General features: G+C 68.8%; 24 protein-coding genes. 17 read left to right on the top strand and 7 right to left on the bottom strand.

All coding sequences use genetic code 11. The features are described 5' to 3' along the window. Positions 1 to 18: 18 nt before the first annotated feature. Together AC3B5T_RS23660 and AC3B5T_RS23655 are read right to left on the bottom strand one after the other, a co-directional pair. On the bottom strand, positions 19 to 621 hold the full coding sequence (locus AC3B5T_RS23660; protein ID WP_010841309.1) for a DUF3515 domain-containing protein: 603 nt from the start codon (positions 619 to 621) through the stop codon (positions 19 to 21). A gap of 84 nt (positions 622 to 705) precedes the next feature. After that, positions 706 to 951, bottom strand: coding sequence for an Lrp/AsnC ligand binding domain-containing protein (locus AC3B5T_RS23655; protein WP_014927483.1), 246 nt, complete (start codon positions 949 to 951; stop codon positions 706 to 708). A 228-nt stretch (positions 952 to 1,179) separates the two neighbouring features. Here AC3B5T_RS23655 and AC3B5T_RS23650 point away from each other — a divergent pair, with 228 nt between their 5' ends. Genes AC3B5T_RS23650 through AC3B5T_RS23640 form a run of 3 tightly spaced genes read left to right on the top strand, consistent with a single transcriptional unit; the run spans position 1,180 to position 3,478 of the window. Continuing rightward, positions 1,180 to 2,220 (top strand): thiamine-phosphate kinase, encoded by a 1,041-nt coding sequence (locus tag AC3B5T_RS23650; RefSeq protein WP_488357998.1) that lies wholly within the window; start codon positions 1,180 to 1,182, stop codon positions 2,218 to 2,220. A 26-nt stretch (positions 2,221 to 2,246) separates the two neighbouring features. After that, positions 2,247 to 2,768, top strand: coding sequence for a gamma carbonic anhydrase family protein (locus tag AC3B5T_RS23645; protein ID WP_010841306.1), 522 nt, complete (start codon positions 2,247 to 2,249; stop codon positions 2,766 to 2,768). Between the two features lie 26 nt (positions 2,769 to 2,794). Then, positions 2,795 to 3,478, top strand: a complete 684-nt coding sequence (locus tag AC3B5T_RS23640) for a uracil-DNA glycosylase (protein ID WP_010841305.1) — start codon at positions 2,795 to 2,797, stop codon at positions 3,476 to 3,478. 220 nt (positions 3,479 to 3,698) lie between these two features. Here the strand turns inward: AC3B5T_RS23640 and AC3B5T_RS23635 are convergent, their stop codons facing one another. From AC3B5T_RS23635 to rpmB, 3 genes are all read right to left on the bottom strand, one after another. Then, on the bottom strand, positions 3,699 to 5,087 hold the full coding sequence (locus tag AC3B5T_RS23635) for an IS1380 family transposase (protein ID WP_488357638.1): 1,389 nt from the start codon (positions 5,085 to 5,087) through the stop codon (positions 3,699 to 3,701). A gap of 226 nt (positions 5,088 to 5,313) precedes the next feature. Continuing rightward, on the bottom strand, positions 5,314 to 6,162 hold the full coding sequence (locus AC3B5T_RS23630; protein ID WP_488357996.1) for an enoyl-CoA hydratase/isomerase family protein: 849 nt from the start codon (positions 6,160 to 6,162) through the stop codon (positions 5,314 to 5,316). Between the two features lie 107 nt (positions 6,163 to 6,269). Further along, complete coding sequence (rpmB, locus tag AC3B5T_RS23625) at positions 6,270 to 6,461, bottom strand: 50S ribosomal protein L28 (protein WP_004023092.1); 192 nt, start codon at positions 6,459 to 6,461, stop codon at positions 6,270 to 6,272. Positions 6,462 to 6,742: 281 nt separating this feature from the next. On the opposite strand from rpmB, the gene AC3B5T_RS23620 reads away from it, so the two are divergent. The 3 genes from AC3B5T_RS23620 to AC3B5T_RS23610 all read left to right on the top strand — a co-directional run bounded on the left by AC3B5T_RS23620 (position 6,743) and on the right by AC3B5T_RS23610 (position 11,543). Continuing rightward, on the top strand, positions 6,743 to 8,392 hold the full coding sequence (locus AC3B5T_RS23620; RefSeq protein WP_055475499.1) for a DAK2 domain-containing protein: 1,650 nt from the start codon (positions 6,743 to 6,745) through the stop codon (positions 8,390 to 8,392). 8 nt (positions 8,393 to 8,400) lie between these two features. After that, positions 8,401 to 10,635: an ATP-dependent DNA helicase RecG gene (gene recG / locus AC3B5T_RS23615; protein ID WP_055475529.1), complete on the top strand. Its 2,235-nt coding sequence runs from the start codon at positions 8,401 to 8,403 to the stop codon at positions 10,633 to 10,635. Positions 10,636 to 10,754: 119 nt separating this feature from the next. Then, entirely contained in the window at positions 10,755 to 11,543 is a 789-nt protein-coding gene (locus tag AC3B5T_RS23610) for an HNH endonuclease family protein (protein ID WP_055475498.1), read from the top strand. A 2-nt stretch (positions 11,544 to 11,545) separates the two neighbouring features. On the opposite strand, the gene AC3B5T_RS23605 is transcribed toward AC3B5T_RS23610, so the two are convergent. Further along, the gene (locus AC3B5T_RS23605; protein ID WP_010841300.1) at positions 11,546 to 11,884 is read right to left on the bottom strand and encodes a DMT family transporter; all 339 of its coding nucleotides are present in this window, start codon (positions 11,882 to 11,884) and stop codon (positions 11,546 to 11,548) included. A 246-nt stretch (positions 11,885 to 12,130) separates the two neighbouring features. On the opposite strand from AC3B5T_RS23605, the gene AC3B5T_RS23600 reads away from it, so the two are divergent. From AC3B5T_RS23600 to AC3B5T_RS23555, 10 genes are all read left to right on the top strand, one after another. Then, positions 12,131 to 13,444, top strand: coding sequence for a glutamate-5-semialdehyde dehydrogenase (locus AC3B5T_RS23600; RefSeq protein ID WP_055475528.1), 1,314 nt, complete (start codon positions 12,131 to 12,133; stop codon positions 13,442 to 13,444). After that, positions 13,444 to 14,388: an AAA family ATPase gene (locus AC3B5T_RS23595; RefSeq protein WP_197282763.1), complete on the top strand. Its 945-nt coding sequence runs from the start codon at positions 13,444 to 13,446 to the stop codon at positions 14,386 to 14,388. The genes AC3B5T_RS23600 and AC3B5T_RS23595 overlap by 1 nt, the downstream gene beginning before the upstream one ends. After that, positions 14,388 to 15,785 (top strand): vWA domain-containing protein, encoded by a 1,398-nt coding sequence (locus tag AC3B5T_RS23590; RefSeq protein WP_010841293.1) that lies wholly within the window; start codon positions 14,388 to 14,390, stop codon positions 15,783 to 15,785. The genes AC3B5T_RS23595 and AC3B5T_RS23590 overlap by 1 nt, the downstream gene beginning before the upstream one ends. 48 nt (positions 15,786 to 15,833) lie before the next feature. Further along, positions 15,834 to 16,613 carry a nicotinate-nucleotide adenylyltransferase gene (gene nadD, locus AC3B5T_RS23585; RefSeq protein ID WP_010841292.1) on the top strand — a complete coding sequence of 260 codons (780 nt, stop codon included), beginning with the start codon at positions 15,834 to 15,836 and terminating at the stop codon, positions 16,611 to 16,613. 10 nt (positions 16,614 to 16,623) lie between these two features. After that, positions 16,624 to 16,986 (top strand): ribosome silencing factor, encoded by a 363-nt coding sequence (gene rsfS / locus AC3B5T_RS23580; RefSeq protein ID WP_010841291.1) that lies wholly within the window; start codon positions 16,624 to 16,626, stop codon positions 16,984 to 16,986. After that, on the top strand, positions 16,983 to 17,696 hold the full coding sequence (locus AC3B5T_RS23575; protein WP_010841290.1) for a histidine phosphatase family protein: 714 nt from the start codon (positions 16,983 to 16,985) through the stop codon (positions 17,694 to 17,696). Before rsfS ends, AC3B5T_RS23575 begins: the two co-directional genes overlap by 4 nt. Before the next feature lie 14 nt (positions 17,697 to 17,710). Next, positions 17,711 to 18,508 (top strand): diglucosylglycerate octanoyltransferase, encoded by a 798-nt coding sequence (gene octT, locus AC3B5T_RS23570; RefSeq protein ID WP_055475527.1) that lies wholly within the window; start codon positions 17,711 to 17,713, stop codon positions 18,506 to 18,508. Between the two features lie 31 nt (positions 18,509 to 18,539). Then, the gene (locus AC3B5T_RS23565; RefSeq protein ID WP_055475496.1) at positions 18,540 to 19,400 is read left to right on the top strand and encodes a DegV family protein; all 861 of its coding nucleotides are present in this window, start codon (positions 18,540 to 18,542) and stop codon (positions 19,398 to 19,400) included. A 119-nt stretch (positions 19,401 to 19,519) separates the two neighbouring features. After that, entirely contained in the window at positions 19,520 to 20,503 is a 984-nt protein-coding gene (locus tag AC3B5T_RS23560; RefSeq protein WP_055475495.1) for a ComEA family DNA-binding protein, read from the top strand. A 3-nt stretch (positions 20,504 to 20,506) separates the two neighbouring features. Then, entirely contained in the window at positions 20,507 to 21,904 is a 1,398-nt protein-coding gene (locus AC3B5T_RS23555) for a ComEC/Rec2 family competence protein (protein ID WP_055475494.1), read from the top strand. A 31-nt stretch (positions 21,905 to 21,935) separates the two neighbouring features. Here the strand turns inward: AC3B5T_RS23555 and AC3B5T_RS23550 are convergent, their stop codons facing one another. Continuing rightward, positions 21,936 to 23,348 (bottom strand): amino acid permease, encoded by a 1,413-nt coding sequence (locus AC3B5T_RS23550; protein WP_010841285.1) that lies wholly within the window; start codon positions 23,346 to 23,348, stop codon positions 21,936 to 21,938. Between the two features lie 165 nt (positions 23,349 to 23,513). Here AC3B5T_RS23550 and holA point away from each other — a divergent pair, with 165 nt between their 5' ends. Beyond that, entirely contained in the window at positions 23,514 to 24,482 is a 969-nt protein-coding gene (gene holA / locus AC3B5T_RS23545) for a DNA polymerase III subunit delta (protein ID WP_010841284.1), read from the top strand. Positions 24,483 to 24,525 lie beyond the last annotated feature (43 nt).

The following is a 24,525-nucleotide window of genomic DNA, read 5'->3' as shown; positions in this document are numbered from 1 at the left end:
TCTCCCCGGCTCGGAGGATCAGCCGAAGTCGAGCGGTCCTCGTTCGAGGGTGCGGTCGATCAGGCCCGAGATGTCGGTGATGGGTCCGTTGCCGGCGTTCGCCGGAATCCACATCGCGACATACGGCCGGTGATCGACGCACACGTAGGCCTGGCCCGAGCCGTCGACGGTGTCGGTGATGAACCACTGGACGCCGGCCTGACCGACCGCGTGGATCTCCTGGAGATTGCTCGTGGGAGACAGCTCCGCCGGCCGGGTCACCCCGCACCGCAGTGTCATGTCGTCGCCAGAGCCGGTCGCCGGCCACGTCGCGCTGTCGCCGGACACCTCTTTCGTGCCGAATCCTTCGAAGGTCTCCGGTGCTTCGGCGAGGAGTCGGCTGCACCCCTCGGCGACCGGGCCGGCGGAGTCGTAGGACTCGATCGGGGTCACCGGGTCGGGACGCAGCGCGGCGAACACGATGAACCCGGCGAGCACCATCACCGGGATGGCGACCAGCGTCGCGACGAGTGCCGGGCTGAGCCGCCCGCCGCCGCCGTACCGCGAGGTGTCCTCGGTGGGGTCGTCGGGATCGCTGCCGAGGGGGCTCTGCGGAGTGTCATCCGAACCTGCTGACGTCACCCCACAACAGTAGGAGTCCGATTGTCGGACCCGCGCGCGGGGACCTGTCGCCCGGAGATGCGCGCGGACGGCGGCCGCCGAAGGTCAGCGTGTGGTCGTGACCACCGGGCAGGTGAGGGTACGGGTGATCCCGTCGACCTTCTGGATCTGCGGAACCACGTTCTCGGTCAGATGCGTGACATCGGCCGCATCGACCCGGACGATCACGTCGTACGGCCCACTGACCTCCTCGGACGAGGCGACCCCGGCGATCTCGGCGATGGTCGCCGCCGCGAGTGCGGCCCTGCCGACCTCGGTCTGGATCAGTATGTATGCCTGAACCACGGACATCCTCTCCGTCTGTGTCGTACCCGGGCCACCATCATCTGGGGCACATCGCCGACACGGGCTGTCGATACCGGCGGCTCGGCGCGTGCACGATCGTCGGGCAGTGTACGACGCCGTCGGCCGACCCGGGGTCTGCTCCGAACCGGTCTCGCCCGGCGGCCCATACACTGTGGCACACATTGTCACCGACAACCCCGTGCGCGCGCGACCGGAAGAGGAAAGGCCCGACGAGTGACCTTCGACGAGACCGGTCGGTCCGATCTCCCGATCGACCGGACCGCCACGGTCGGTGCGATCGGTGAGCGTGCCGTGATCGCGGCGCTGACCGCATCCGCGACATCTGGTGAGCCCACGCAGGACATCGTGATCGGATCGGGTGACGACGCAGCCGTTCTCGACATCGGCGGGTCGGCGGTGATCAGCACCGACACCGTCGTCGAGGGTCGCCATTTCCGGTTCGACTGGTCGACGCCACAACAGGTCGGTGCCCGCGCGGTGGTGCAGAGTTCGGCCGATGTCGCCGCGATGGGTGGTCGCACAACGGGTCTCGTCGTGTCCATCGCATGTCCGGCGGAAACGCCGGTCGGCGTGGTCCTCGACCTCAACGACGGCGTGGTCCGTGCGGCGCACGACCTGGGCGCGCGGGTACTGGGCGGTGATCTGGTCGCCGCGGGTCAGGTGGTGGTGAGTGTCACCGCGGTCGGTGCCCTGGAGGACCGCCGCCCGGTGTCGCTGGGTGGCGCGCGAACCGGTGATGTCCTTGCCGTGAGCGGTCCGCTCGGAGCCAGTGCGGCGGGGCTCGCGGTGCTGTCCGATCCGCGTGCCGCCGACGAGGATTGGCCGGAACTCGTTGCGCTGCATCGTGTGCCGGCTCCCGACCTCACCCAGGGGCCGGTCGCCGCAGCGGCGGGCGCGCACGCCATGACCGACATCTCCGACGGTCTGGTCGAAGAACTGCTCACGATGTCGAGAGCCGCGGGGCTCACGATGACCGTCGATTCCGATGCCGTGCCGCGACGCCCCGATCTGGCCGAGGCGGCAGACCGGCTCGGGGTGGACGTCGCGCGGTGGGTTCTCGCGGGGGGCGAGGACCATCACCTGCTCGCCGCGTTCGAGGCGACGTCGGTGCCCCCGGGCTGGAGTGCGATCGGCTCGGTCGGTGCGAGGTCGTCGTCGGCGCCCGAGGTCTGGGTCGACGGCCGGCGCGTCGGCGGACCCGACGGACCGGACCTGCACGGGTGGCAGTCCTTCGCCGACCCGACCGGTGACTAGCGAGACGCCCCACTAGAGTCGCCGTCATGGCGATCTACGCACTCGACGATCGAGAACCGGTCCTGGGACAGGACACCTACGTGCACCCGGACGCGGTGGTGATCGGCGCGGTCACCCTGGGCGACGGGGTGTCGGTGTGGCCGGGAGCGGTCCTGCGAGGCGACTACGGGACCATCACCGTCGGTGCTCGCACCAACATCCAGGACGGCACCGTCATCCACTGCACGGTGTTCGAACCGACGGTGATCGGCGAGCGGTGCGTCGTCGGCCACAACGCCCACATCGAGGGCGCGACGATCGGTGACGACTGCCTCATCGCATCGGGCTCGGTGGTCTTGAACGGCTCGACGGTCGGCGACGGCGCGATCGTCGGCGCCGGCGCGGTGGTCCCGTTCAAGTTCGACGTCCCGCCGCGACGGATGGCGCTCGGTGTGCCGGCACGGCTGCGCGACGGCTACGAGGTCCCGCAGGGGCACACCGAACTCAACTGTGAGATGTACTTCCAGAACGCACAGCACTACCGCACCGCGCTCAAACGACTGGACTGACGACCACGCACGACGGAGGCAATCGAGTGACCGCACCACCCAAACCCCTCGCCGAACTGATCGACCCGGGTTGGGCGCAGGCGCTGGCCCCGGTCGAGCCGCTCATCACCGAGATGGGCCGGTTCCTGCGCACGGAGATCGCCGAGGGGCGCCGCTATCTGCCTGCGGGACAACATGTCCTGCGGGCATTCACGCGTCCCTTCGAAGACGTGCGCGTCCTGATCGTCGGGCAGGATCCGTACCCCACGCCCGGACACGCAGTCGGACTGAGCTTCTCGGTGGCGCCCGACGTGCGTCCGATCCCTCGCTCACTGACGAACATCTACACCGAGTACTGCGCGGATCTCGGCTACCCGACACCGACCACGGGTGATCTGACGCCCTGGGCGGACAATGGTGTGCTCCTGCTCAACCGTGTGCTCACGGTGGCGCCGGGCGAACCGGCCTCCCATCGTGGCAAGGGCTGGGAAACGGTGACCGAGTGCGCCATCAAGGCGCTCGCGGCTCGCGACGAACCACTCGTCGCGATCCTGTGGGGCCGGGACGCCGCGGGTCTGGAGAAATGGCTTCCCGATGTACCGACCATCGTGTCGGCGCATCCGTCGCCGCTGTCGGCCTCGCGCGGGTTCTTCGGCTCCCGGCCCTTCAGCCGGGCCAACGAGGAACTGCTGGATCTCGGCGCGGAGCCGGTGGACTGGCGCCTGCCCTGACCCTTCGAGGCTCGTCGCTATCGCTCCTCGCACCTCAGGGAGCAGGGGGCGACGCTCGCGCTCCTCACGCCTCAGCCTGGATCCGTGGATGGTTATCCGGGGGTGTGGTTGGTGATGGCTGAGTGTCTGATTGTGGTGTGGGCGTCGGGTATTCGCTGACCTTGTGTCAGCTTTTTCACTGGGGTTCCTGGTCGTGGTTGGGCAGTGTGGAGTTTGGGTGTCAGGTGGTGTTCACTGCGGTCCACAACGCGGTGAAGGCGTGTTGTGCTGGCCAGTGGCGGGGTAGGTGCAGGACGGGTGTTCGTGCTGGTCGGGCCAGTCGGGCGGGCACGGCGATGAGTGTTCGGCGCAGCGTCGCCCCGCGTGCGGCGCGCAGTGCCGGTGCCGCGCTGAGCGCGGCGAGGGCGCGCAGGAGGTTGTGGCTGATGGCGGCCAGGGCCAGCCAGGCTGCGTTGGCACCGAACACTCCGGAGGGCAGATGTGCCAGTGGTCCGTCGATGAGGTCGGCGAACACGGTTTCGATGATGGCGTGGCCGCGGTGGTTGATGTCGGCGGTGACGGTGTCGTCGGTGGTGTTGGTGAAAAATGCGTGGTACCGCCAGGCGGGCATCAGGGTGTCGGTGTTGGCGGGGTGGTGGGCTTTGACGCGGCGCACGATGAGTCGGGCGGTGATCGGGTGAGGCGACTGGGGTTTCACGGTGTAGGTGGTTTCGGCGACTTCGGCATCAGAGATCAGTTCGCCGGTGTCGGGGTCGGTGACCGCGCCGGGATAGTGCACCGGTGTCCAGGCATCGTCTTTGATGGCCGTGATCGCGCGGGCGATCGCGGTGTTGGTCCGCAGGACCAGCGAGAACGTGGCTCCCGCACGCTCGCAGGTCGCCATCACCTCGGCCGAGCCGTAGGCCGAATCCCCGCGCACCGTGATCTCGCCGGCGGCTCCGGCGCGGCGTGCGGTGGTGATGGTTTCGGCGATCATTTTTGCTGCCCCGGCACCGGAGGCGGCGCGCCCGGCGCGCAGCCACGCGTTGGCGATCACAGGTGGATGCCCGGGCGCGCAGACGGTGGCGATCAATGGCGACAGGCCCCGGCGCAGGAGTTCACGTCCGGCGATCTTGGCGTGGCCGTAGGAGCCGCCCTGTTTCTGATAGCCGTAGACCGGGCGCAGCAGCGAGTCGATATCGACAAACACTCGGGCGCCGTCGGTGGGTAACAACCCTGCCCGCGCGCACATCGCCGGTAAGGTCCGGGTCATCACGGCGTTGAGTTGTCGCACATGACCGGTGGTGAACTCGCGCAGGGTCTGTCCGATCGTGGCCGGGGCGTACACGCGGTCGAACAGGCGGGTGTGCCCACCGGCGCGGACGAGGTTGAGGTCGTCGATACTGTCGGCGCCGCAACAGAATCCGGCGATGACGGTCAACAGCTTCGCGTCCAGGTTGGCCCCGGCAGAGGCGACTTGGGTGGTGCCCAAATCGACTCGCTCAGCCAGCTGGGAGGCCAACCCCGTCGAGTGGGCCAGTCGCATCACCGGTACTAGCCCGGCATGCGACACCAGATTGTCGTCATCGAAGACAGCGGACTCGGTAGTGAACTTATGCGATACTTTCACTGAAAGTGCCTTTTGACTGGATTGTTTTGTTGTCTCAACACCACCAATCATCCCAGCTCAAAGGGCATTTTCTTGTCATCGACACCCCAAACTCATCCACGGATCCAGGCTCAGGGAGCAGGGGGCGACGCTCGCGCTCCTCGCGCCTCAGGGAGCAGGGGGCGACGCTCGCGCTCCTCGCACCTCAGGGAGCAGGCGGGCCAGCGCGTCTGACGGTTCTCTGGGATCAGGGAGCAGTGTCGGCGCGCCCGCGGGTGAAGTCCGGTGCACGCTTGCCGACGAAGGCGTCGACACCCTCGATGCCCTCGGGCAGCCCGGACCGCTCGGAGATCGAGCGGGCCTCGAGAGCGAGGTGCTCGATCAGCGTGGTGTCCGCGGAGACGGCCAGCAGATGCTTCGTGGCGGCGTCGGCGGCGCGGGGGCCCGACGCGATGGTCTCGGCTGCCGTGCGCGCGGCGGATTCGACCTCGTCGTCGGCGACGATCTCCGAGAGCAGCCCCCACTGCTGGGCCTCCTCCGCGGTGATGACGCGGTCGGTCAGGATGATCTGTCGCGCACGGGCGGCGCCGACGGCGCGCGGGAGTGTCCACGTGAGTCCACCGTCGGGGGTCAACCCGATGCCGCGGTAGGCGGGCCGGAGCCTGGTCGACGAACCGCCGATGGCCACGTCGGCGTGCAGAACCAGGGACATGCCTGCACCGGCGGCCCAGCCCTTGGCAGCGACGACGACGGGTCGGTCGGCCTCGTAGAGGGCGCCGACGAGCCGATGGAAGTTGTCGGCGATCTCCCGGAGATAGGTCGGACGGTCGTCGGCGCCGGCGAAGGCGCGGACGTTCCCGCCGGCGCAGAAGTTCTTGCCCGGCCCGACCAGCAGGACGGCACCGACGTCGCGCTGACCGCGCGCGACCTCGCGCAGCGCCTGTGTGCCCGCGGCGACCGCCGCGTCGTCGAGCGAGTTGCCCGCGCCCGTGGTCGACACCGCGATGGTGAGTACTCCGTTGTGTTCGGTCACCAGGGCGTCGGTGTCCGCCTCGGCAGCGGTTCCGGTGGGGGCGGCGTGGTTCGATGAGGCCATGTGCGAAACCCTATCGCGCACACGACAAAGACCCGACGCCGGGGAGCTTGCGCTCGCGGCACCGGGTCTCGCGTCTCGGCTTCTGCACCCGCGGGGGGTGCGGAAGATCAGACAGCTGCGGTCTTGCCGGCCTTCAGGCAGGAAGTGCAGACGTTCTTGCGCTTGCGGTTGCCGGGGGCGACCTCCACGCGAACGGACTGGATGTTCGGGTTCCAGCGTCGGTTGGTACGGCGGTGCGAGTGAGACACCGACTTGCCGAAGCCCGGGCCCTTGCCGCAAATATCGCAGACGGCAGCCATCGTCGAACTCCCTTGGTAGATGATCATGGTCTGTGGTCAGCCTCTCGGATCGATCGGCACCACCTGGAGGTGTGCACGCCCGAGGCGAAAGGCAACCCTGCAAGGATAACCAGGTCGTGGGAGCGTGACCAAATCCGGGTCGATCCCGGCACGCGGTCCAGCTCGGTCGCGTCGCACGGTCGGACACCCCGAGTAGCCTTGCACACAACCTCACCCGCCGGTCACGTCGCCCGCGAGAGCACTGCCCGTCGCGCGCCGCGTCTGCAAGAAAGAGTCACCGTGTGATCGCCCGCACCGTCAACCCGCAGTTGCTGCGCGACTGGGCCCGTGCCTCGGTCGACCAGCTCGAGTCGCTGCGCGGTGAGATCAACGACCTGAATGTCTTCCCGATCCCGGACTCGGACACCGGCAGCAACATGCTCTTCACGATGCGCGCGGCGGCCGAGGCAGTGGAGAAGACCCCGCCCGACGCATCCCTGCCCGAGGTGGCGCGTGCGATGGCCGACGGTGCGGTGGCGCAGGCGCGCGGCAACTCGGGGATCATCCTGTCCCAGGTCCTCGTCGGCTTCGCCGACGGTGCGGAGATCCTGGGCGACACCGACGCGCTGACCTTCGCCGAACTGTCGACGCTGGGTCTCCGGCTCGGTTCGCTCGCCGCGACCCGCGCCGTGAGCGAGCCGCGTGAGGGCACGGTCCTCACCCTCGTGCGGGTGGCCGCCGAGTCGGCCGCGGCACACGAGAGCGAGTCGCCGGCCGACCAGGTGCGCGCGGTGGCCGACGACTGCGCCGAGGCGCTCGAACGCACTCCGGAACAGCTGTCGGTGCTCGCGAACGCGGGTGTGGTGGATGCGGGCGGGCGCGGATTCCTCGCGATCGTCGACGCCATGGTCAAGGTGATCACCGGGGTCTCCCACCGCCGGCGCCGCTACCGGGGCATCCTCACCGACAGCACCACGCTCGGACACGGGCCGGACGACAGCTGCGTCGACGGCAGTGACCAGGACTTCGAGGTCATGTACCTCCTGGACGGGGCGGCCGGTGAGCAGATCGCCGAACTCCGCGCCCGGCTCGACGACCTCGGTGACGCCGTGGTGATCGTGGGCGACAGTTCCAGCGATGAGGGCGAACGCTTCTCGGTGCACGTCCACACCTGCGATCCGGGTGCGGCGGTCGAGGCCGGCGCCGGGATCGGCCGGCTCTCGGACGTCCGGATCAGCTGCTTCGCGCTCGACGCCATTCGGGCACAGGCTGATTCGTCGGAGCCCCCGCCTCGGCACAAGCGTGCGGTGGTGGTCGTCGTGTCCGGTGACGGTGCGGCCGAGTTGTTCGGCGAGGCCGGCGCGGTCGTGCTGCGCGCCGACGAGGGTCTGTCCGCCCACGACCTGGGGCGGGCGATCCGCGACACCGACAGTGCGCACGTCGTCGTCATGGCCAACGGGGCGTTGACATCTCAGGATCTCGTCACGGTGGCCACCGAGGTGCGCTCCACCCAGCGTTCGGTACTCATGCTGCCGACGTCCTCGATGACCCAGTGCCTGGCGGCGCTCGCCGTGCACGATCCGAGTGAGGTGCCCGACGTCGACGCCTACGCGATGGCCGAGGCCGCGGCCGGTGCGCGGTGGGGCTCGCTGCAGTCGGCGACCACGAGGATGATGACGCTGGCCGGGATGAGCGACGTCGGCGACGTGTTGGGGTTGATCGGCGACGACGTGCTCGTGGTCGCGCCGGATCAGACGTCGGCGTGCACCGCCCTCGTCGACCTCATGCTCTCCACCGGAGGCGAACTCGTCACGGTGCTCGCCGGCGTCGACGTCGACGAGGCCGCCCTCGAGGCCGTCGCCGAACAGATGAGGCGCAGTTACCCCGGTATCGAGCTGGCGGTGTATCGCACCGGGCAGCGCACCGATCTCGTCCAGGTGGGTGTGGAGTGACGGAGCTGATGCTGTCGGATTCGCTGGCCGACGTGCTGGGGGTCAAGCCCGCCGAACAGCTCGCCAACGTGGGAGTGCACACGGTCGGCGAACTGCTGCGGTACACGCCGCGCCGATACATACGACGCGGCCACGTGGCCGACCACGAACGTCCCGAACCCGGTGAGTGGCTGACGATCGTCGGGCGGATCACCAAGTCCGATCTCATCAAGATGAGGAGCCGCAAGGGATCGTTCCTCAAGGTGAAGATCACCGACGACAACGACATCTACGAGGCCAGCTTCTTCAACCCGTACCGGATCAAGGGACTGCTGCGTCCCGGTGCGCGGGTGATGATGGCCGGCGCGGTCAAGTACTTCCGCGACCAGATCCAGTTGTCCCATCCGGAATGGATGATCCTTCCCGACGGCGACCCGGAGATCGAGGACGTCGTCGGTTCCAAGATGCTGACCGAGATGTACGCGATCGAGGAGCAGGTCACCGGAGAGCACGGTGACCATCCGCTGATCACGATGTTCGACCGGGACATCCTGCCGATGTACCCGGCCAACAAGAACATTCAGACCTGGGACATCCTCGGTGCGGTCCGGCGGGTGCTGAGCGAGAGTGCGCCGATCCCCGATGCGCTCACCGAGTCCGAACGACGGGCGCGGGGACTTGTGAGCACCGACGAGGCGATCCGCAAGATCCACCTGCCCGAGTCCGAGGACGACGTGAAGATCGCGTCCCATCGGCTGAAGTTCGACGAGGCACTGGCCATCCAGACCGTGCTCGCCCAGCGTCGGCTGGCGGGACGGAATGAGTCGGCGCCACCGTGTCCGCGTGTCCCCGGCGGTCTCGAGGACAAGTTGCGTGACCGACTCCCGTTCACGCTGACCGATGGTCAGGTCGAGGTGGGGGAGGAGCTCGCCGAGGATCTCGCCCGCGCACAGCCGATGTCTCGATTGCTGCAGGGTGAGGTCGGCTCCGGCAAGACCCTCGTGTCGTTGCTCGCGATGCTCCGGGTGGTCGACAACGGTTTTCAGTGCGCGATCCTGGCGCCGACGGAAGTTCTTGCCGCTCAGCATCATCGGACGATGAGGACGATGCTGGGCGACCTCGCCGAGGCGGGTGAGCTGACCGCCGCCGAAGGTGCGACGCGAATCGCGCTGCTGACGGGTTCGATGAAGACCAAGGGCCGGCGCCAGACGCTGCTCGACGTGGTCACCGGGCAGGCGGGGATCGTGATCGGGACGCATGCGCTCCTCGAGGACAAGGTGGAGTTCTTCGACCTCGGCCTCGTCGTGATCGACGAACAGCACCGATTCGGTGTGGAGCAGCGAGACGTCCTGCGCGGCAAGGGGCGCAACGGACGCATTCCGCATTTCCTCGTGATGACCGCGACGCCCATCCCGCGAACCGTCGCCATGACCGCCTTCGGCGATCTGGACACCTCGGTACTCCGGGAACTACCGCGCGGCCGTCAGCCGATCACCACCTCCGTGGTGCCCACGAGCAGAGCCTCGTGGGTCGACCGGGTCTGGTCGCGCGCCAATGAGGAGATCGCGGAGGGTCGCCAGGTCTACGTGGTCTGTTCGCGCATCGGCGACGGCCCCGAACCCGAACCGGACGGGGACGAGGAGAAGGGCCCGAAGACGACGTCGGTGCTCGAGCAGTACGAGGCCCTCGTCTCCGGACCGTTCGCACACCGGCGGGTGGAACTCTTGCACGGCCGGTTGCCCGCCGACGAGAAGAACGCCGTCATGGACGCGTTCGGCCGGGGCGAGATCGACGTCCTGGTGTCGACGACCGTCATCGAAGTGGGTGTCGACGTACCCAATGCGACCACGATGGTCATCGTCGACGCCGATCGCTTCGGCGTGAGCCAGCTGCACCAGTTACGCGGTCGCGTGGGGCGCGGTCGGCATGCCGGACTGTGCCTGCTGATGACGAACGCCCGGGACACGTCTCCGTCGATGGACCGCCTGCGTGCCGTCGCGGGATCGAACGACGGATTCGAACTCGCACGAGTCGATCTCGAACAGCGGCGGGAGGGCGATCTGCTCGGGTCGCTGCAGTCGGGCGTGAACACCTCGTTGCGGTTCCTCTCGCTGCTCGAGGACGTCGAGGTCATCGAAGACGCGCGCGAACTCGCGGAAGACGTTGTGAGCGAGGACATCACGTTGCTCGAGCATCGGCCTCTCGCCGACCTCGTCGACGGCATCCTCGTCCCGCACAAGATCGCGTACCTCGACAAGTCCTGACGGACACGACCGGCGCTCAGTCGTAGTGCGCCGTTGCGCGGGGCGCCACGATCTGCGACACCTGCGCGCGACCGCGTTCCCGACGGAACCGGATGCGCATCGCGTGCGTCTGAGCATGCATGGTGGTGCGCGATCTTCGGCTGCGTTCGCCGGCACTGCGGCGCCTGCGCATGCGGGTGCGATGGATGCTCTCGAATCCGCGGAACGCGCCGTCCTGGCCGACGCGCCGGTGGGCGGCGCTGGTCGCTGTCGTCGTGACAGCGGTGGCGGTCGCTGTCGGCGTCGACGGTTTTCGGGCCGATCCCGACGTCGGTCCGAGGATACGAGCGATGGCGAGTGCGGCGGCAGCGTCCCTGGCCGCGATACCGGTCTCTGCGAGCCGTACCGACCGCGAGGACTACGACCGGTCCGCGTTCGGCAGTGCCTGGTCCGACGCCGCGTCCGTACCCGGGAGTGCCAACGGATGCGACACGCGCAACGACGTTCTGGCGCGAGACCTGCGCGAGGTCGACGCCGGCCCGGTGTCGAGTTGCCCGCGGGCGGTGCTGGCCGGCGAGCTGCGGAGTCCCTACACCGGCGACTTCGTCGTCTTCCGACGAGACCGAGGCGCGTCTGCGGTACAGATCGACCACATCGTCCCGCTGTCCTACGCCTGGGACATGGGTGCGTGGTCGTGGACAGCCGCCAAGAGACTGGACTTCGCGAACGATCCGGCCAATCTCGTTGCTGTCGACGGGCATTCGAATCAGGACAAGAGCGACTCGGAACCGGCGCGCTGGATGCCGCCCGCGACGGGCTTCTGGTGCCAGTACGCGATCCAGTTCGTGATCGTCACCGCCGCCTACGGATTGGCGATCGACGAACCATCACGTCGCGTCTTGTCCGAGGCGTTGCGGTGCGGGGGATAGCGTCAGTGCGCCTCCGCGCCCGCCGTGTTGTGCAGGAGATTCAGTCCGACGACCCCGATCAGGATCAGGAAGATACATCCCAGGCGAGCGAGACCGGCGGGTTCGCGCAGGAACAGGATGCCGTAGATCGCCGTGCCGACCGCGCCGATCCCGACCCAGACCGCATAGGCCGTGCCGAGCGGGATCGAACGGATCGCATAGGCGACACCGGCCATGCTGATGACGACGCCCACGACGAACACCGCCGTCCACAACGGGCGTGTGAAGGTGTTCGACTTCTCCAGGGCTGCCATGTAGATGATCTCGACCAGACCCGCGGTCACCAGGACAAGCCACGCCACTTCGCGATACTCCCGTCGTCGGACATCCGTACCGGCGTCACAGTAGGCGGGTGACGGGCGGGATGCGCGCCGAGATCAGTCCGAGAACGTCGGGGGTCCTCCCGCAGGCCGCTTCACCGGTCAGAAATCAACTGAGGGGGTGGAGACCGGTACATCTCGTTGGGTACTCCGAACCGCCGGCGCTACTCTTGAGAACGGCACTTTCCGGCGATGCCGCCCGGAACCACCGCGAAGTCGAGGATGTTGATGAGCGCACCCACCGCAGAGCAGTCCGTCGCAGGAGGCGGGCCCGGCTCCGAGAAGTCCGCCGGCGAGAAGTCCGACATCGAGAAGGTCGTTCTCGGACTCGCCCGAGCGGCCCGGTCGGCGTCCCGCTCGCTGAGCGGTCTGACGACAGCCGCCAAGAACGAGGTCCTGCTCGCCGCGGCCGACGCCGTAGAGACCGCGACGGAGACCATCCTCGCCGCCAACGCCGAAGACATCGCGCGTGCCGAAGAAGCCGGCACCGAGGCGAGCCTGCTCGACCGTCTGCGGCTCGACGAGTCGCGCGTGGCGGGGATCGCCGACGGTCTGCGGCAGGTCGCCGTGCTCCCCGATCCGATCGGCGAGGTGGTCGCGGGCAAGACCCTCCCCAACGGTCTGCAGCTGCGCCAGCTCCGTGTACCCCTCGGCGTCGTGGGCATCGTGTACGAAGCGCGGCCCAACGTCACCGTCGACGCATTCGGGATCTCCTTCAAGTCCGGCAACGCGGTCCTGCTGCGTGGCTCGTCGTCCGCTGCGTCGTCGAACGCCGAACTCGTCCGCGTGCTGCGGGAGACCCTCTCGTCGAAGGGCGTCAGCGCCGATGCGGTCTCGTTGCTGCCCAGCGACGACCGGTCCAGCGTGACCGCACTCATCCGGGCGCGCGGACTCGTCGACGTGGTCATCCCCCGTGGTGGCGCCGGGCTCATCGAAGCCGTGGTGTCGAATGCGACCGTGCCGACGATCGAGACCGGTGTCGGCAACTGCCACGTCTACGTGCACGCACTCGCCGACCTCGACGTCGCGGCGCGTGTCATCCTCAACTCCAAGACCCGCAGGCCCAGCGTCTGCAACACCGCGGAGACCGTGCTCATCGACAAGTCTGTCGCCGCCGACGCACTGCCGCGGATCACCTCGGTCCTGCAGACACAGGGTGTGGTCATCCACGGCGACGAGCCGGGCATGGAGCCGGCAACCGAGGACGACTGGTCCAAGGAATACCTGTCGATGGACATCGCCATGAAGGTGGTCGACGACCTGGACGCGGCCGTCGCCCACATCGACACCTACGGGACCGGCCACACTGAGGCGATCATCACCACCGACCTGTCGGCCGCCGACGAGTTCACCCGGCGCGTGGACGCCGCGGCGGTGATGGTGAACGCCTCCACGGCTTTCACCGACGGCGAGCAGTTCGGTTTCGGGGCCGAGATCGGCATCTCCACCCAGAAGCTCCACGCCCGCGGCCCGATGGGTCTGCCGGAACTGACCTCGACCAAATGGGTGGTCTGGGGCAACGGCCACGTGCGGCCTGCCTGATGAGCGGCACCACCCCGGGCGAGGGGACTGCTCAGTACACGGGTTCGGGACCGGCCGTCGTGCCCTCGTTCGAGGGTGTCGACGACGTCGTCGGGCGTTTGCGGGCGACGGGTTATCTCGCCGACGACGCCACCGCGACGTCGACCTTCCTCGCCGATCGGCTCGGCAAGCCGCTTCTGGTCGAGGGGCCCGCGGGTGTCGGCAAGACCGAACTGGCCCGATCCATAGCGGCGGCCACGGACGCCGAACTCATCCGACTGCAGTGCTACGAGGGCATCGACGAGGCCCGCGCCCTCTACGAGTGGAATCACGCCAAGCAGATCCTGCACATCCAGGCGACGGGGGACCGCGCCTGGGATGAGGCCAAGGCCGACATCTTCTCCGACGAGTTCCTGCTGCCGCGGCCGTTGCTGAAGGCGATCTCGCGCGAGGGTGCCACCGTGCTCCTCATCGACGAGGTCGACAAGGCCGACGTCGACATGGAAGGCCTGTTGCTGGAAGTCCTCAGCGACTTCGCCATCACCATTCCGGAGATGGGAACCGTTGCCGCGCAACGGCGTCCGATTGTGTTGCTCACGTCGAACGCGACCCGCGAACTGTCCGAGGCGCTCAAGCGCCGGTGTCTCTACCTCTACATCGACTTCCCGGACGCCGAGCGCGAGAAGGAGATCCTCGCGTCGCGGGTGCCCAATCTCTCGGACTCGCTCAGCGCCGAACTGGTGCGGATCGTCGGTGTCCTGCGCACCTTGGACATCCGCAAGAAGCCGTCGGTCGCCGAGACCATCGACTGGGCCAACACGCTGCTGGCGCTGGGAGCCGGCGAGAAGGCAACTGCGCGAAGCGGGGGCGGATTCGACGACGGGCTCATCGCCCGCACGCTCGGTGTGGTCCTCAAACACCGACCGGACCTCAAGACGGCCCTCAAAGAACTCAAGCTGGGCTGATGACGGCTCCGCTCGTCGCGCACCTCACCGACTTCGTCGATGAACTACGCCGACGCGGAATCGTGGTCGGGCCGTCGGCGCTGATCGACGCGGCCGGTGCGATGGAGGTTCTCGACCTCCTCGAACGTCCACGGCTGCGGGAGGGCCTGGCGACGACGCTGCTCGTCGATCATGCTCATCGCGGTGTGTTCGACCGTGTCTTCGACCTGTGGTTCCCGGTCGGTGCCGGAATGCGCACCGTCACCGAGGATCTGCCGCGTACGCCCGACGGCCGACTCGACATCGACGCGGTGCGGGACGCGCTCGCGGAGATGCTCGCCGACGACGCGGCAGCCGGCGACGGCCGGCTCGATCAGGCCGTCGCGATGATCGTCGACGAGTTGGGGCGATACGGATCGACGCGCGGCGAGGCGTTCTCGGCCTACCAGGCCATCAACGCGGTGAGCCCGCAGACGCTGATCGCGAAGATCGCGGCGGCCATGGCCGGCGAGTCGGGCGGTGATGACGGCGGACGAGCCGGCACCGAACCGCTGTACCGGCGGGCGGCGCGCCAGAAGGCCGGCGATCTGCGTGCGGCGATCGAGCGAGAGACGCAGCGACGCATGGCCGACCGCAACGGTCGCGAGAAGGTCGGCGCCTACGCGGTGCCGCCCCTGCCGGAGAACGTCAACTTCCTGTCGGCGGGTGCCAAGGAACAGGTCGAGATCCGCAAGACCATCGAACCGCTGGCCAGATTGCTGGCCGCGAAGCTCGAGACTCGTCGACGGCGAGCTCATCGAGGCGCGGTCGACGTCCGGAAGACGTTGCGCGCGTCGATGTCCACCGGAGGCGTGCCCATCGAACTCAGCCACCGCAAGCCACGGCCGGGGCGTCCGGAACTCGTCATCATCTGCGACGTGTCGGGCTCGGTCGCCGGGTTCAGTCAGTTCACGTTGCGGCTGGTGTACGCACTGCGACAGCAGTTCTCGAAAGTGCGGGTGTTCGCGTTCGTCGACACCGTCGACGAGGTGACGGACTACTTCGACCACGGCGAGGAGGACTTCGGCGCGGCAATGCACCACATGATCTCCACCGCGCGGATCTCGACCCGCGACGGTCACTCCGACTACGGCAACATGCTGGCCGGGTTCGTCGCCGACTACGGCGACTCGCTGACCCACCGGGGTGCGTTGCTGATCCTCGGTGACGGCCGGAACAACTACCACGACCCCCACGCAGCCGCCCTGGCGGAACTGGTCGAACGTGCCCGCCACGCCTATTGGCTGAACCCGGAGGCCAAGCAGCACTGGGGCACGGGGGACTCGGTCGCGACCGACTACGCGGATGTGATCGACATGTTCGAATGCCGCAACGCCACGCAACTGGGCACGGTCATCGCCGACCTCCTGCCGATCTGAGCAGCGCCGCCGTTTTCGATCAGCGCCCGACGCGTAGACTGACCGTCCATGTCACCCGACCGCCCACGTGCGCGCCGTATCGGCGTGATGGGCGGCACGTTCGACCCGATCCACAACGGGCACCTCGTCGCGGCCAGTGAGGTCGCCCACCGGTTCTCGCTGGACGAGGTGATCTTCGTCCCGACCGGCCGTCCGTGGCAGAAGATCGGCGAGCAGGAGACCGTGAGTCCGCCGGAGGATCGCTACCTCATGACGGTCATCGCAACCGCGTCGAATCCGCAGTTCAGCGTGAGCCGCGTCGACATCGATCGCGACGGCGACACCTACACCGTGGACACCCTCCGCGATCTTCGGGCGCTGCTCCCGGAGGCCCAGCTCTACTTCATCACCGGTGCCGATGCGCTGGAATCGATCCTGTCGTGGCAGGACTGGGAAGAACTGTTCGGGCTCGCCCGGTTCGTGGGCGTCAGCCGGCCGGGTTACGAACTCGACGCCACACACCTGGCGCACCACCTCGAAGCCATGCCCGAGGACACCCTCCACCTCCTGGAGATCCCGGCTCTGGCGATCTCGTCCACGGAGTGCCGGACGCGCGCGTCGCTCGGACGGCCCGTCTGGTACCTCGTGCCCGACGGCGTCGTCCAGTACATCGCGAAGCGGAAGCTGTATCGTGCGCCTCGGGCGTCGTCACCGGGTGTTTCCGCCCCCGCTCTGCCGGGGGCCAACCGCCCCGAGAAGCTCCCGGCCGAAGAGTTCCGGCCGGGGGAGTCGACGGACGGTACCGATCGATCGGGCCGGGCCGTGGGTGAACAGGCCGTAAGCGAATGAGAGGACAAGTGTGACTGCGTCAGCTGAAGCGCTGGAGATGGCCAAGGTGGCCGCCCTGGCCGCGGCCGAGAAGCTCGCCCACGAGGTGACGGTGATCGACGTGTCGGAGCAGTTGGTGATCACCGACGCCTTCGTCATCGCGTCGGCGGACAACGAGCGCCAGGTGAATTCGATCGTCGACGAGGTCGAGGAGAAGCTGCGGGAGGCCGGTCACAAGCCGCTGCGGCGTGAGGGCACACGCGAGGGTCGCTGGGCGCTCCTCGACTACGCCGACATCGTGGTGCACATCCAGCACACCGACGAGCGGCGCTTCTACGCGCTGGAGAGCCTCTGGAAGGACTGTCCGGTGGTCGAGGTGGAAGGGCTGTCGTGAGTGGCGGTCCGGATTCACATGACACCGCTGTCGAACGTCTCACCCCGGTGGTCCGACGCCTGATCCTGTTGCGGCACGGGCAGACCGAATACAACGCGGCGAGTCGGATGCAAGGCCAGCTCGACACCGATTTGTCCGAACTCGGTGTGAAGCAGGCCAATTCGGCGGCAGTGGAGCTCGCCAAGCGCCAACCGGTGGTGATCTGGTCGTCGGATCTGCGGCGGGCACGTGACACTGCCGAAGCGCTGGCGCAGCGCACCGGGTTGCCGGTGACCACCGACGCCCGCCTGCGCGAGACGCATCTGGGTGAGTGGCAGGGGCTGACCCATCTGGACGTCGATGCCGCTATGCCGGGGGCCCGTGCCATCTGGCGTGACGACGCGACATGGACGCCGCCGGGCGGGGAGAGTCGCGTCGACGTCGCCCGACGATCCACCCCGCTGGTCGACGAGTTGATCGAGCAGCTGCCGGAGTGGGGTGTCGGCGACAATCCGGAGGCTCCGGTGGTGCTCGTGGCCCACGGCGGCGTCATCGCCGCGATGACGGCGGCACTCCTCGGACTGCCGGTCGAGAACTGGCCCGCCTTCGGAGGCCTCGCGAACACGAGTTGGGTGCAGCTGTCGGGTCACGGTATGCCGGGCGAACTGCCGCGATGGCGCCTGGACGTGTGGAACGCGTCCGCCGAGGACTCCGACCCGGCGGTGCAGTGAACTCCGGTCTTGCGATGAGCGGGACTGCCGGCGGTTCTGGTCCGCCCGCCGACGCGCCGGACCGGTGCGTGCTGGTCCTCTCCGACTCGCTGGCCTACTACGGCCCGCAGGGCGGCCTGCCCGCCGACGACCCCCGTATCTGGCCGACGCTCGTGGGGGCCGCGACCGGTTCGCCGGTGCGGCTGTTCGGCCGGATCGGCTGGACCAGTCGGGACGTCTGGTGGGCGCTCACCCAGGATCCGAACATCTGGGCCACCGTGCCCCGTGCCGATGTCGTGGTGCTCGCGTTCGGCGGGATGGACACCTTGCCGTCGCCACTGCCCACGGCGTTCCGGGAACAGATCCGCTATATCCGGCCGAATGGATTGCGGCAGAAGATCCGTGAGGCCTACGCCTGGGTCCAGCCGCGGGGCGCGCGCCTCGGGTGGCCGCTCGCATTGCCGCCGCGCGTCACGATCGAATACCTCGAGAAGATCCGGGCGGCGCTCACCCAGTTGCGACCGGATCTCCCGATCGTCGTGTGCCTGCCGCCCACCCACCGCAGTCCGTACTACGGCAACGTCCACACCGGCCGGATCCCGACGACCGCGGCGATGTCCCGGTGGGCGTCGCGCCATTCGCTGCCGTGCGTCGACTTCTACCCGGTCACCCGGGACTCGTTCGACGACCCGGAGGTCGAAATGAACCCGGACGGGATCCACTGGGGATTCGCGTGTCATCGCGGGATCGCCGAGCTGGTCTCCCCGGTCGTCGACGCGGTCCGGGGGAGCAGGGACCGCGACGTCGAGGGGCCGACGGCGACGCCCGTGTGAGCTCGGCGCGTGAACCCGTTAACGTAGACGCGTGCCTGTCGTCGTCGTCACAGACTCCTCGTCCCGACTGCCGCGGTCGGTGACCGAGCATTACGGGATCCGGCAGGTCCCGCTGCACGTCACGGTGGATGACAAGGACTACCGCGAGGGCGTCGACGACATCCCCACCGACATCGTGTCGACGCCGGGCGTGACCACATCCGGGGCGAACCCCAGCGATCTGTCCGAACACTTCGACGCCGCGCTCGAGGCGAGTCAGGGCGACGGGGTGGTCGCCGTCCACATGTCCCGCCGACTGTCGGGAACGTGGAGTTCGGCCCGGATGGCCGCGGAGAAGTTCTCCGGGCAGGTGCGTGTCGTCGACTCCCGATCTGTCGGTCTCGCAGTCGGTTTCACCGCCGTCGCGGCCGCCCAGGCCGCCGCGGGCGGAGCCGACCGCGACCGGGTGTACGAGTCCGCCATCCGGCAGGCCGCGACGGTCGACTCACTGCTGTGCGTGCAGCAACTCGACAATCTGCGCAACAGCGGCCGGATCAGTGCCGCGGGCAAGCTGTTCGGGTCGGCGCTGTCGATCAAACCGATCCTGCACATGGTCGACGGCACCCTGACGCTCAGGGAGCGTCATCGTACGTTCTCCAAGGCGCTGGACAAGATGGTCGACGCCGCCGTCGACTCCGCGGGTGGCCGCGCGGTGACGGTCGGGATCCAGCACTGCCAGAGCCCCGTTGTCGCCGAGGAACTGCGAGCCGCGGTCCACGCCAAGCTGCGGGTGGTGACCTCCGAACTGATCGTCGACCTCGGACCCATCCTCGGCACCCACGTCGGCCCCGGTGCGGTGGGCGTCGTCATCGCCGCGCACCTCGACCCGATCGAGGGTCTCGAGGAGCACTGAGAACGGGCAGGCCCGCCCGTCCGGCACCATCCACAGGTCTCAGTGACCGTCCACAGATTCCGGTGTTCGCCCGTCCGGACGTGAAGAAGTGGTGGTGACGGGACCTACCGTGTGGCGTCATGAGCGCATCAGGACGGCGGAATCCGCTGGACCGGCTGGCGCCGGTGGGGGAGCTGCCGGGCCGCCGGAACGGCGCGGCAGGGATCGATCCTGATTCCCCGGCACGCGCATCGGAGACCGATGACCCGGCCGGACCGGTCGGGGAGCCCGAGCACCCCGGGTGGGGGATCGGCGGAATGCCGACCTGGCTCGACACCCCGCCGGCGCGATCGCCGCGTCGGCGAACGGACCCTGACGACGTCGACACCGAGGACGATGACGACGCCGACGACGATCCCTTCCCTCGACGGCGCTTCGCGGTCGCACCGCCGGCCGCTCTCGCACTGATCGCGGTCGGTGTCGTCGTCTGTGCGGTGGCGGCGTTCGGGCTCTTCCGTGGTTCGGAGTCGGCGCCCGTGGTGGATTTCGGTGCGGTGGCCGGCACGTCGCAGGTGCCGGATTCGTCGCCGCCTGCGACGCCGGCCGAGCCGACTCCGGCGCAGATGGTCGTCAGTGTCGTCGGGCTGGTCCACAAGCCGGGGCTGGTACGCCTGGCGCCGGGGGCGCGGGTCGCCGAGGCGATCGACCGGGCGGGTGGGGTGCGCAAGAATGCCGACCTGCTGTCCCTGAATCTCGCGCAGGTGCTCCGGGACGGCGATCAGATCCTCGTCGGCTATGCGGGCGGCGAAGGACAGATGTCGTTGCGCAGTGCCGTCGTCGGGGCTGCCGGCGCGCCATCCCCGCCGGCCGGTGAGAACCCGACCGGTGCCGGTGCTCCCGCCGGCGGTGCGGGAAGTACGCCGGACACCGGTGGACTCGTGAACCTCAACACCGCCACCGAGGCGGACCTGGACGAGCTGCCCGGAGTCGGACCCGTCACCGCGAAGGCCATCCTGTCGTGGCGGGAACGGAACGGACGCTTCACTTCCGTGGACCAGCTCGCCGAGGTCGAGGGGATCGGTCCGGCACGTCTGGCCAGACTGCGCGACCTCGTGACGGTGTGAGGGGTGGACTTCCGCCTGCTCGTGCCTGCGGCGGCGGTGTGGTCGGTGACGGCGCTCGGGCTCGCGGTGCCGACGGCGTACACGCTCGCGCTGGCGATCTGCTCGGGCGCGGTCGCGCTCGCCGGCACGGTGGCCTGCCTCACCGGTCGGATCGGTTGGGACACGGTCGGTCTGGTTGTCGTGGTCGCCGGACTCGCGGCGGTGTGCGCGACCTCGCTGGCCCTTCGGCAGGAGGCCCGCACCGAACATCCGCTGGCGGCGACGACGGGCAAGGCGACGGTCGTGCTGACCGTGCGCGGCGACCCGACGATCGTCGGACAACCGTCCGCAGGGCGGGTGCGCGTCCGGGTGGGGGTGGAACAGATCGGATCGCAACGAGTTCGACCGGCTGCTGCCGATCTGATGGGTGATGTGCAGGAGTGGTCGGGACTGTTGCCCGGCCAGCGGGTGGTGACGATCGTACGGGTACGACCGCCGCCCGCACACTCACTTCTCGTGGCGACGGTGACGGCACAGCGGCCCCGGCCGGTCGGACCACCGCCCGGCCACCAGGAGGTGGCCGGTGCGATCCGAGAGCGGCTGCAGACGCTGGCCGCACGAGGACTCGACGCGGATGCGGCCGGACTCCTGCCCGGGCTCGTACTCGGCGACGAGAGCTCCCTCGACGACGGCCTACGCGACGACTTCCGCGACGCGGGACTCAGTCACCTCACCGCGGTGAGCGGCAGCAACTTCGCGATCGTGTGCGGCGCAGCACTTCTGGTGGTACGCAGTGTGGGTGTCCCGCCGCGGGCGGCCGCGATCGTCGGACTGGTCGTGATCGTGGGGTTCGTCGTGCTCGTCCGCCCGTCGCCGAGTGTGCTGCGTGCCGCCCTGATGGGCGCCGTCGGGGTGCTGGCGCTGTTCGCCTCTCGTCGAGCGCAGGCTGTTCCGGCGTTGGGTGCAGCGGTCGTCGGCGGCCTGCTGTGGTGGCCCGAACTGGCACTGCAGCCGGGGTTCGCGCTGTCGGTCGCCGCGACCGGAGCCATCGTGGTGTGGGCGCCGAGACTCCGGGATCGGCTACGCGAGTGGCGATGTCCGCCCGGCGTGGCCGAGGTGATCGCGATGGCGGTCACCGCCCAGGTGGTGACGGCGCCGATCGTCGTCGTGGTGACCGGAACGTTCTCGGTGGTGGGGATCGTCGCAAACCTCCTCGTCGCGCCCGTCGTCGCCGTGATCAGTGTGATCGGCACCCTCGCCGCACTCATCGGTGCGATCGGGCCGCCCGACGGGCCCGGGGCGCTCGTGGGCGAATTGCTGGTGCGCGCCCTCGCGCCCGAGCTGTGGTGGATGGTCGCCTGCGCGCGCACCCTCGGCGGGGTGAGCTGGGCGAGTGTGGACGTGTGGTCGCCGTTCGGGTGAGGGCGTCGGATTCGCCGGCCGACCTCGGCGGTCAGACCTCGCGGTCGGCCAATTCGCCCGCGGTACGGTTCCACACCAGGTAGCCGATGCCGACGGCGGTGAACCAGACCGCCCCGACGACGAGCGCGATCCGGCCGTCGCGGTCGAAGAACAGCAGGACGAACACGAGCGCGAGGAAGCCGAGTGCGAGCCACGTGGTGACCGGGGCGCCGGGCACCCGGTAGTCCGAGCGAGGCAGTTCGCCGCGCGCGACCTTGCGGCGGTAGGCCATCTGGCACAGCAGGATCGTCGACCAGATGACGATGATGCCCACCGTCGACACCGCGGTGATGTAGGCGAAGGCGTGCTCGGGGTCGATGACGTTCACCACGACGCCGATCGCCATGACCGCGGCGCTCAGGGTGATGCCCGCGGCCGGGACCTTGCGGCTCGAGAGCCAGGTCAGCTGGCGCGGGGCGTCGCCGGTGTGGGCGAGGGAGCGCAGCATGCGACCGGTGGAGTAGATGCCGGAGTTGCACGACGACAGGGCGGCGGTCAGCAGGATGAAGTTGACGATGCCGGCCGCGCCGGGGATGCCGATGTAGGAGAACACCGAGACGAAGGGGCTCTCGCCTTCCTGGAAGTCCTTCCAGCTGCGGACCGAGAGAATCACGATCAGTGAGCCGACGTAGAAGATGCCGATGCGGAACGGCACGGTGTTGATCGCCTTGCGCAGCGTGACGCGCGGGTTCTGCGCTTCGCCCGCGGTCACGCCGACGAGCTCGACACCGACATAGGCGAACATCACGATCTGCAGGCTCAGCAGGGCGTTGCTGAACCCGGTCGCGAAGAAGCCGCCGTCGTTCCAGAGGTTCGTCACCGACGGCCCGGTCTCGGGTCCGAGTCCGGCGATCGGGAGCAGCACGCCGATGCCGACGATGATCATGCCGAGGATGGCGGTGACCTTGATGGCGGAGAACCAGAACTCCGCGCGACCGAACACCCCGACCGAGATCAGATTCGCGCCGAACAGCACGATGAGCGCGATGAGGGCGGTGACCCAGACCGGAACCGACGGCCACCAGTAGTTGATGTACTTGCCCGCCACGGTGATCTCGGCCATGCACGTCGTCGTCCACACGGCCCAGTAGGTCCAGCCCTGGCTGAAACCGGCGAAGCGGCCGAGGAACTCGTCGGCGTACTCGCTGATGCCCCCGGAGACGGGCCGGTAGATGAGCAGTTCGCCGAGGGCGCGCATCACGATGAAGATCGCGAGCCCGGCGAGCGCGTACGCCAGGATGAGTGCGGGTCCCGCCTTCTCGATCGCACCACCCGCGCCGTAGAACAGTCCCGTGCCGATCGCGCCGCCGATGGCGATCATCTGCACGGTGCGGGCGGTGAGGCCGCGCTGGTATCCCTCGTCGGTGTCGGCACCCGTGTCGGTGCCGGGATGCTCCACAGTCACGCGGGCGACTCCCTGAAATGTCGGTGGACCTCTGGCAGAAGCTCACCGTAACGAGCCGCGATCACCCCGATTCATTCGGCCACAGGCGTTGTCCACTTTGTCGTATTCGGCCGACCTGGTGGCGGTCCGGCGATCGTGTCGGGTTCGTCTGGCACCATTGTCGCCGTGACCGATCGCCTGCACCTGCTGCTCGGAGACGACGACTTCCTCACCGGCCGGGTGATCTCGGCGGTGGTCGACGCCGCGACGAAGGCTGCGGGAACCCCCGTGCCGGTGACCCGGGTGCGCGCCGGCGATGTGAGCGAACACGAACTCGCCGAACTGCTCAGTCCGTCCTTGTTCGCCGAGGAGCGGATCGTCGTCGTCGAGGCCGCCGCCGAGGCGGGCAAGGAGCCGGCCGGGCTGATCGTCGCGACGGCGTCGTCACTGCCCGAGGGCATCACCCTGATGGTCGTGCACCACGGCGGAGGGCGGGCCAAGTCGATGGTCCCCGCACTCAAGAAGGCCGGTGCCGTCGAACACGAGACCACGGCCCCGAAGTGGCCGTCGGAGCGGATGACATTCGTGCGCAACGAATTCCGGTCACTGGGCGTGAAGGTCGGCGCCGACGTCGTCGAGCAGGTCGTCGAAGGCGTGGGATCAGAACTGCGCGAGCTGGCCGCCGCGTGCGCGCAGCTCGTGGCCGACACGGGTGGCAAGGTCGACCGCGACGCCGTGCGGTTGTACTACCAGGGTCGTCCCGAGGTGACCGGTTTCGAAGTGGCCGACCGTGCGGTGACGGGCGACCGCGCGGGCGCGCTGGAGTCCCTGGCCTGGGCCCTGCACCACGGAGTGCCACGGGTGCTGCTGGCCGACGCCCTCGCCGAGGCCGTGCATGCGATCGCACGCATCCGGCCGATGGGGTCGATCAACCACTTCGATGCGGCCCGAGAGCTCGGCATGCCGCCCAACCGGGTCAAGAACGTGCAGGCGAAGGCCAAGGCGTGGGATTCGGAGTCGATCGCGCGCGCGATCGGCGTGGTGGCCGCGCTCAACGCCGATGTGAAGGGGCAGGCCGCCGACCCCGACTACAGCCTCACCCATGCGGTCGCGACCGTCGCCGAGCTCAGGCCCGACGGGCGTCGACGCAGCTGACCCACCTGACAGAACGCCGCTCACCCCGGCAGCTGCGTGGACG

This window comes from Gordonia sp. G4 (assembly GCF_057770005.1).
This window is presented reverse-complemented; position numbering and strand designations above follow the sequence as displayed.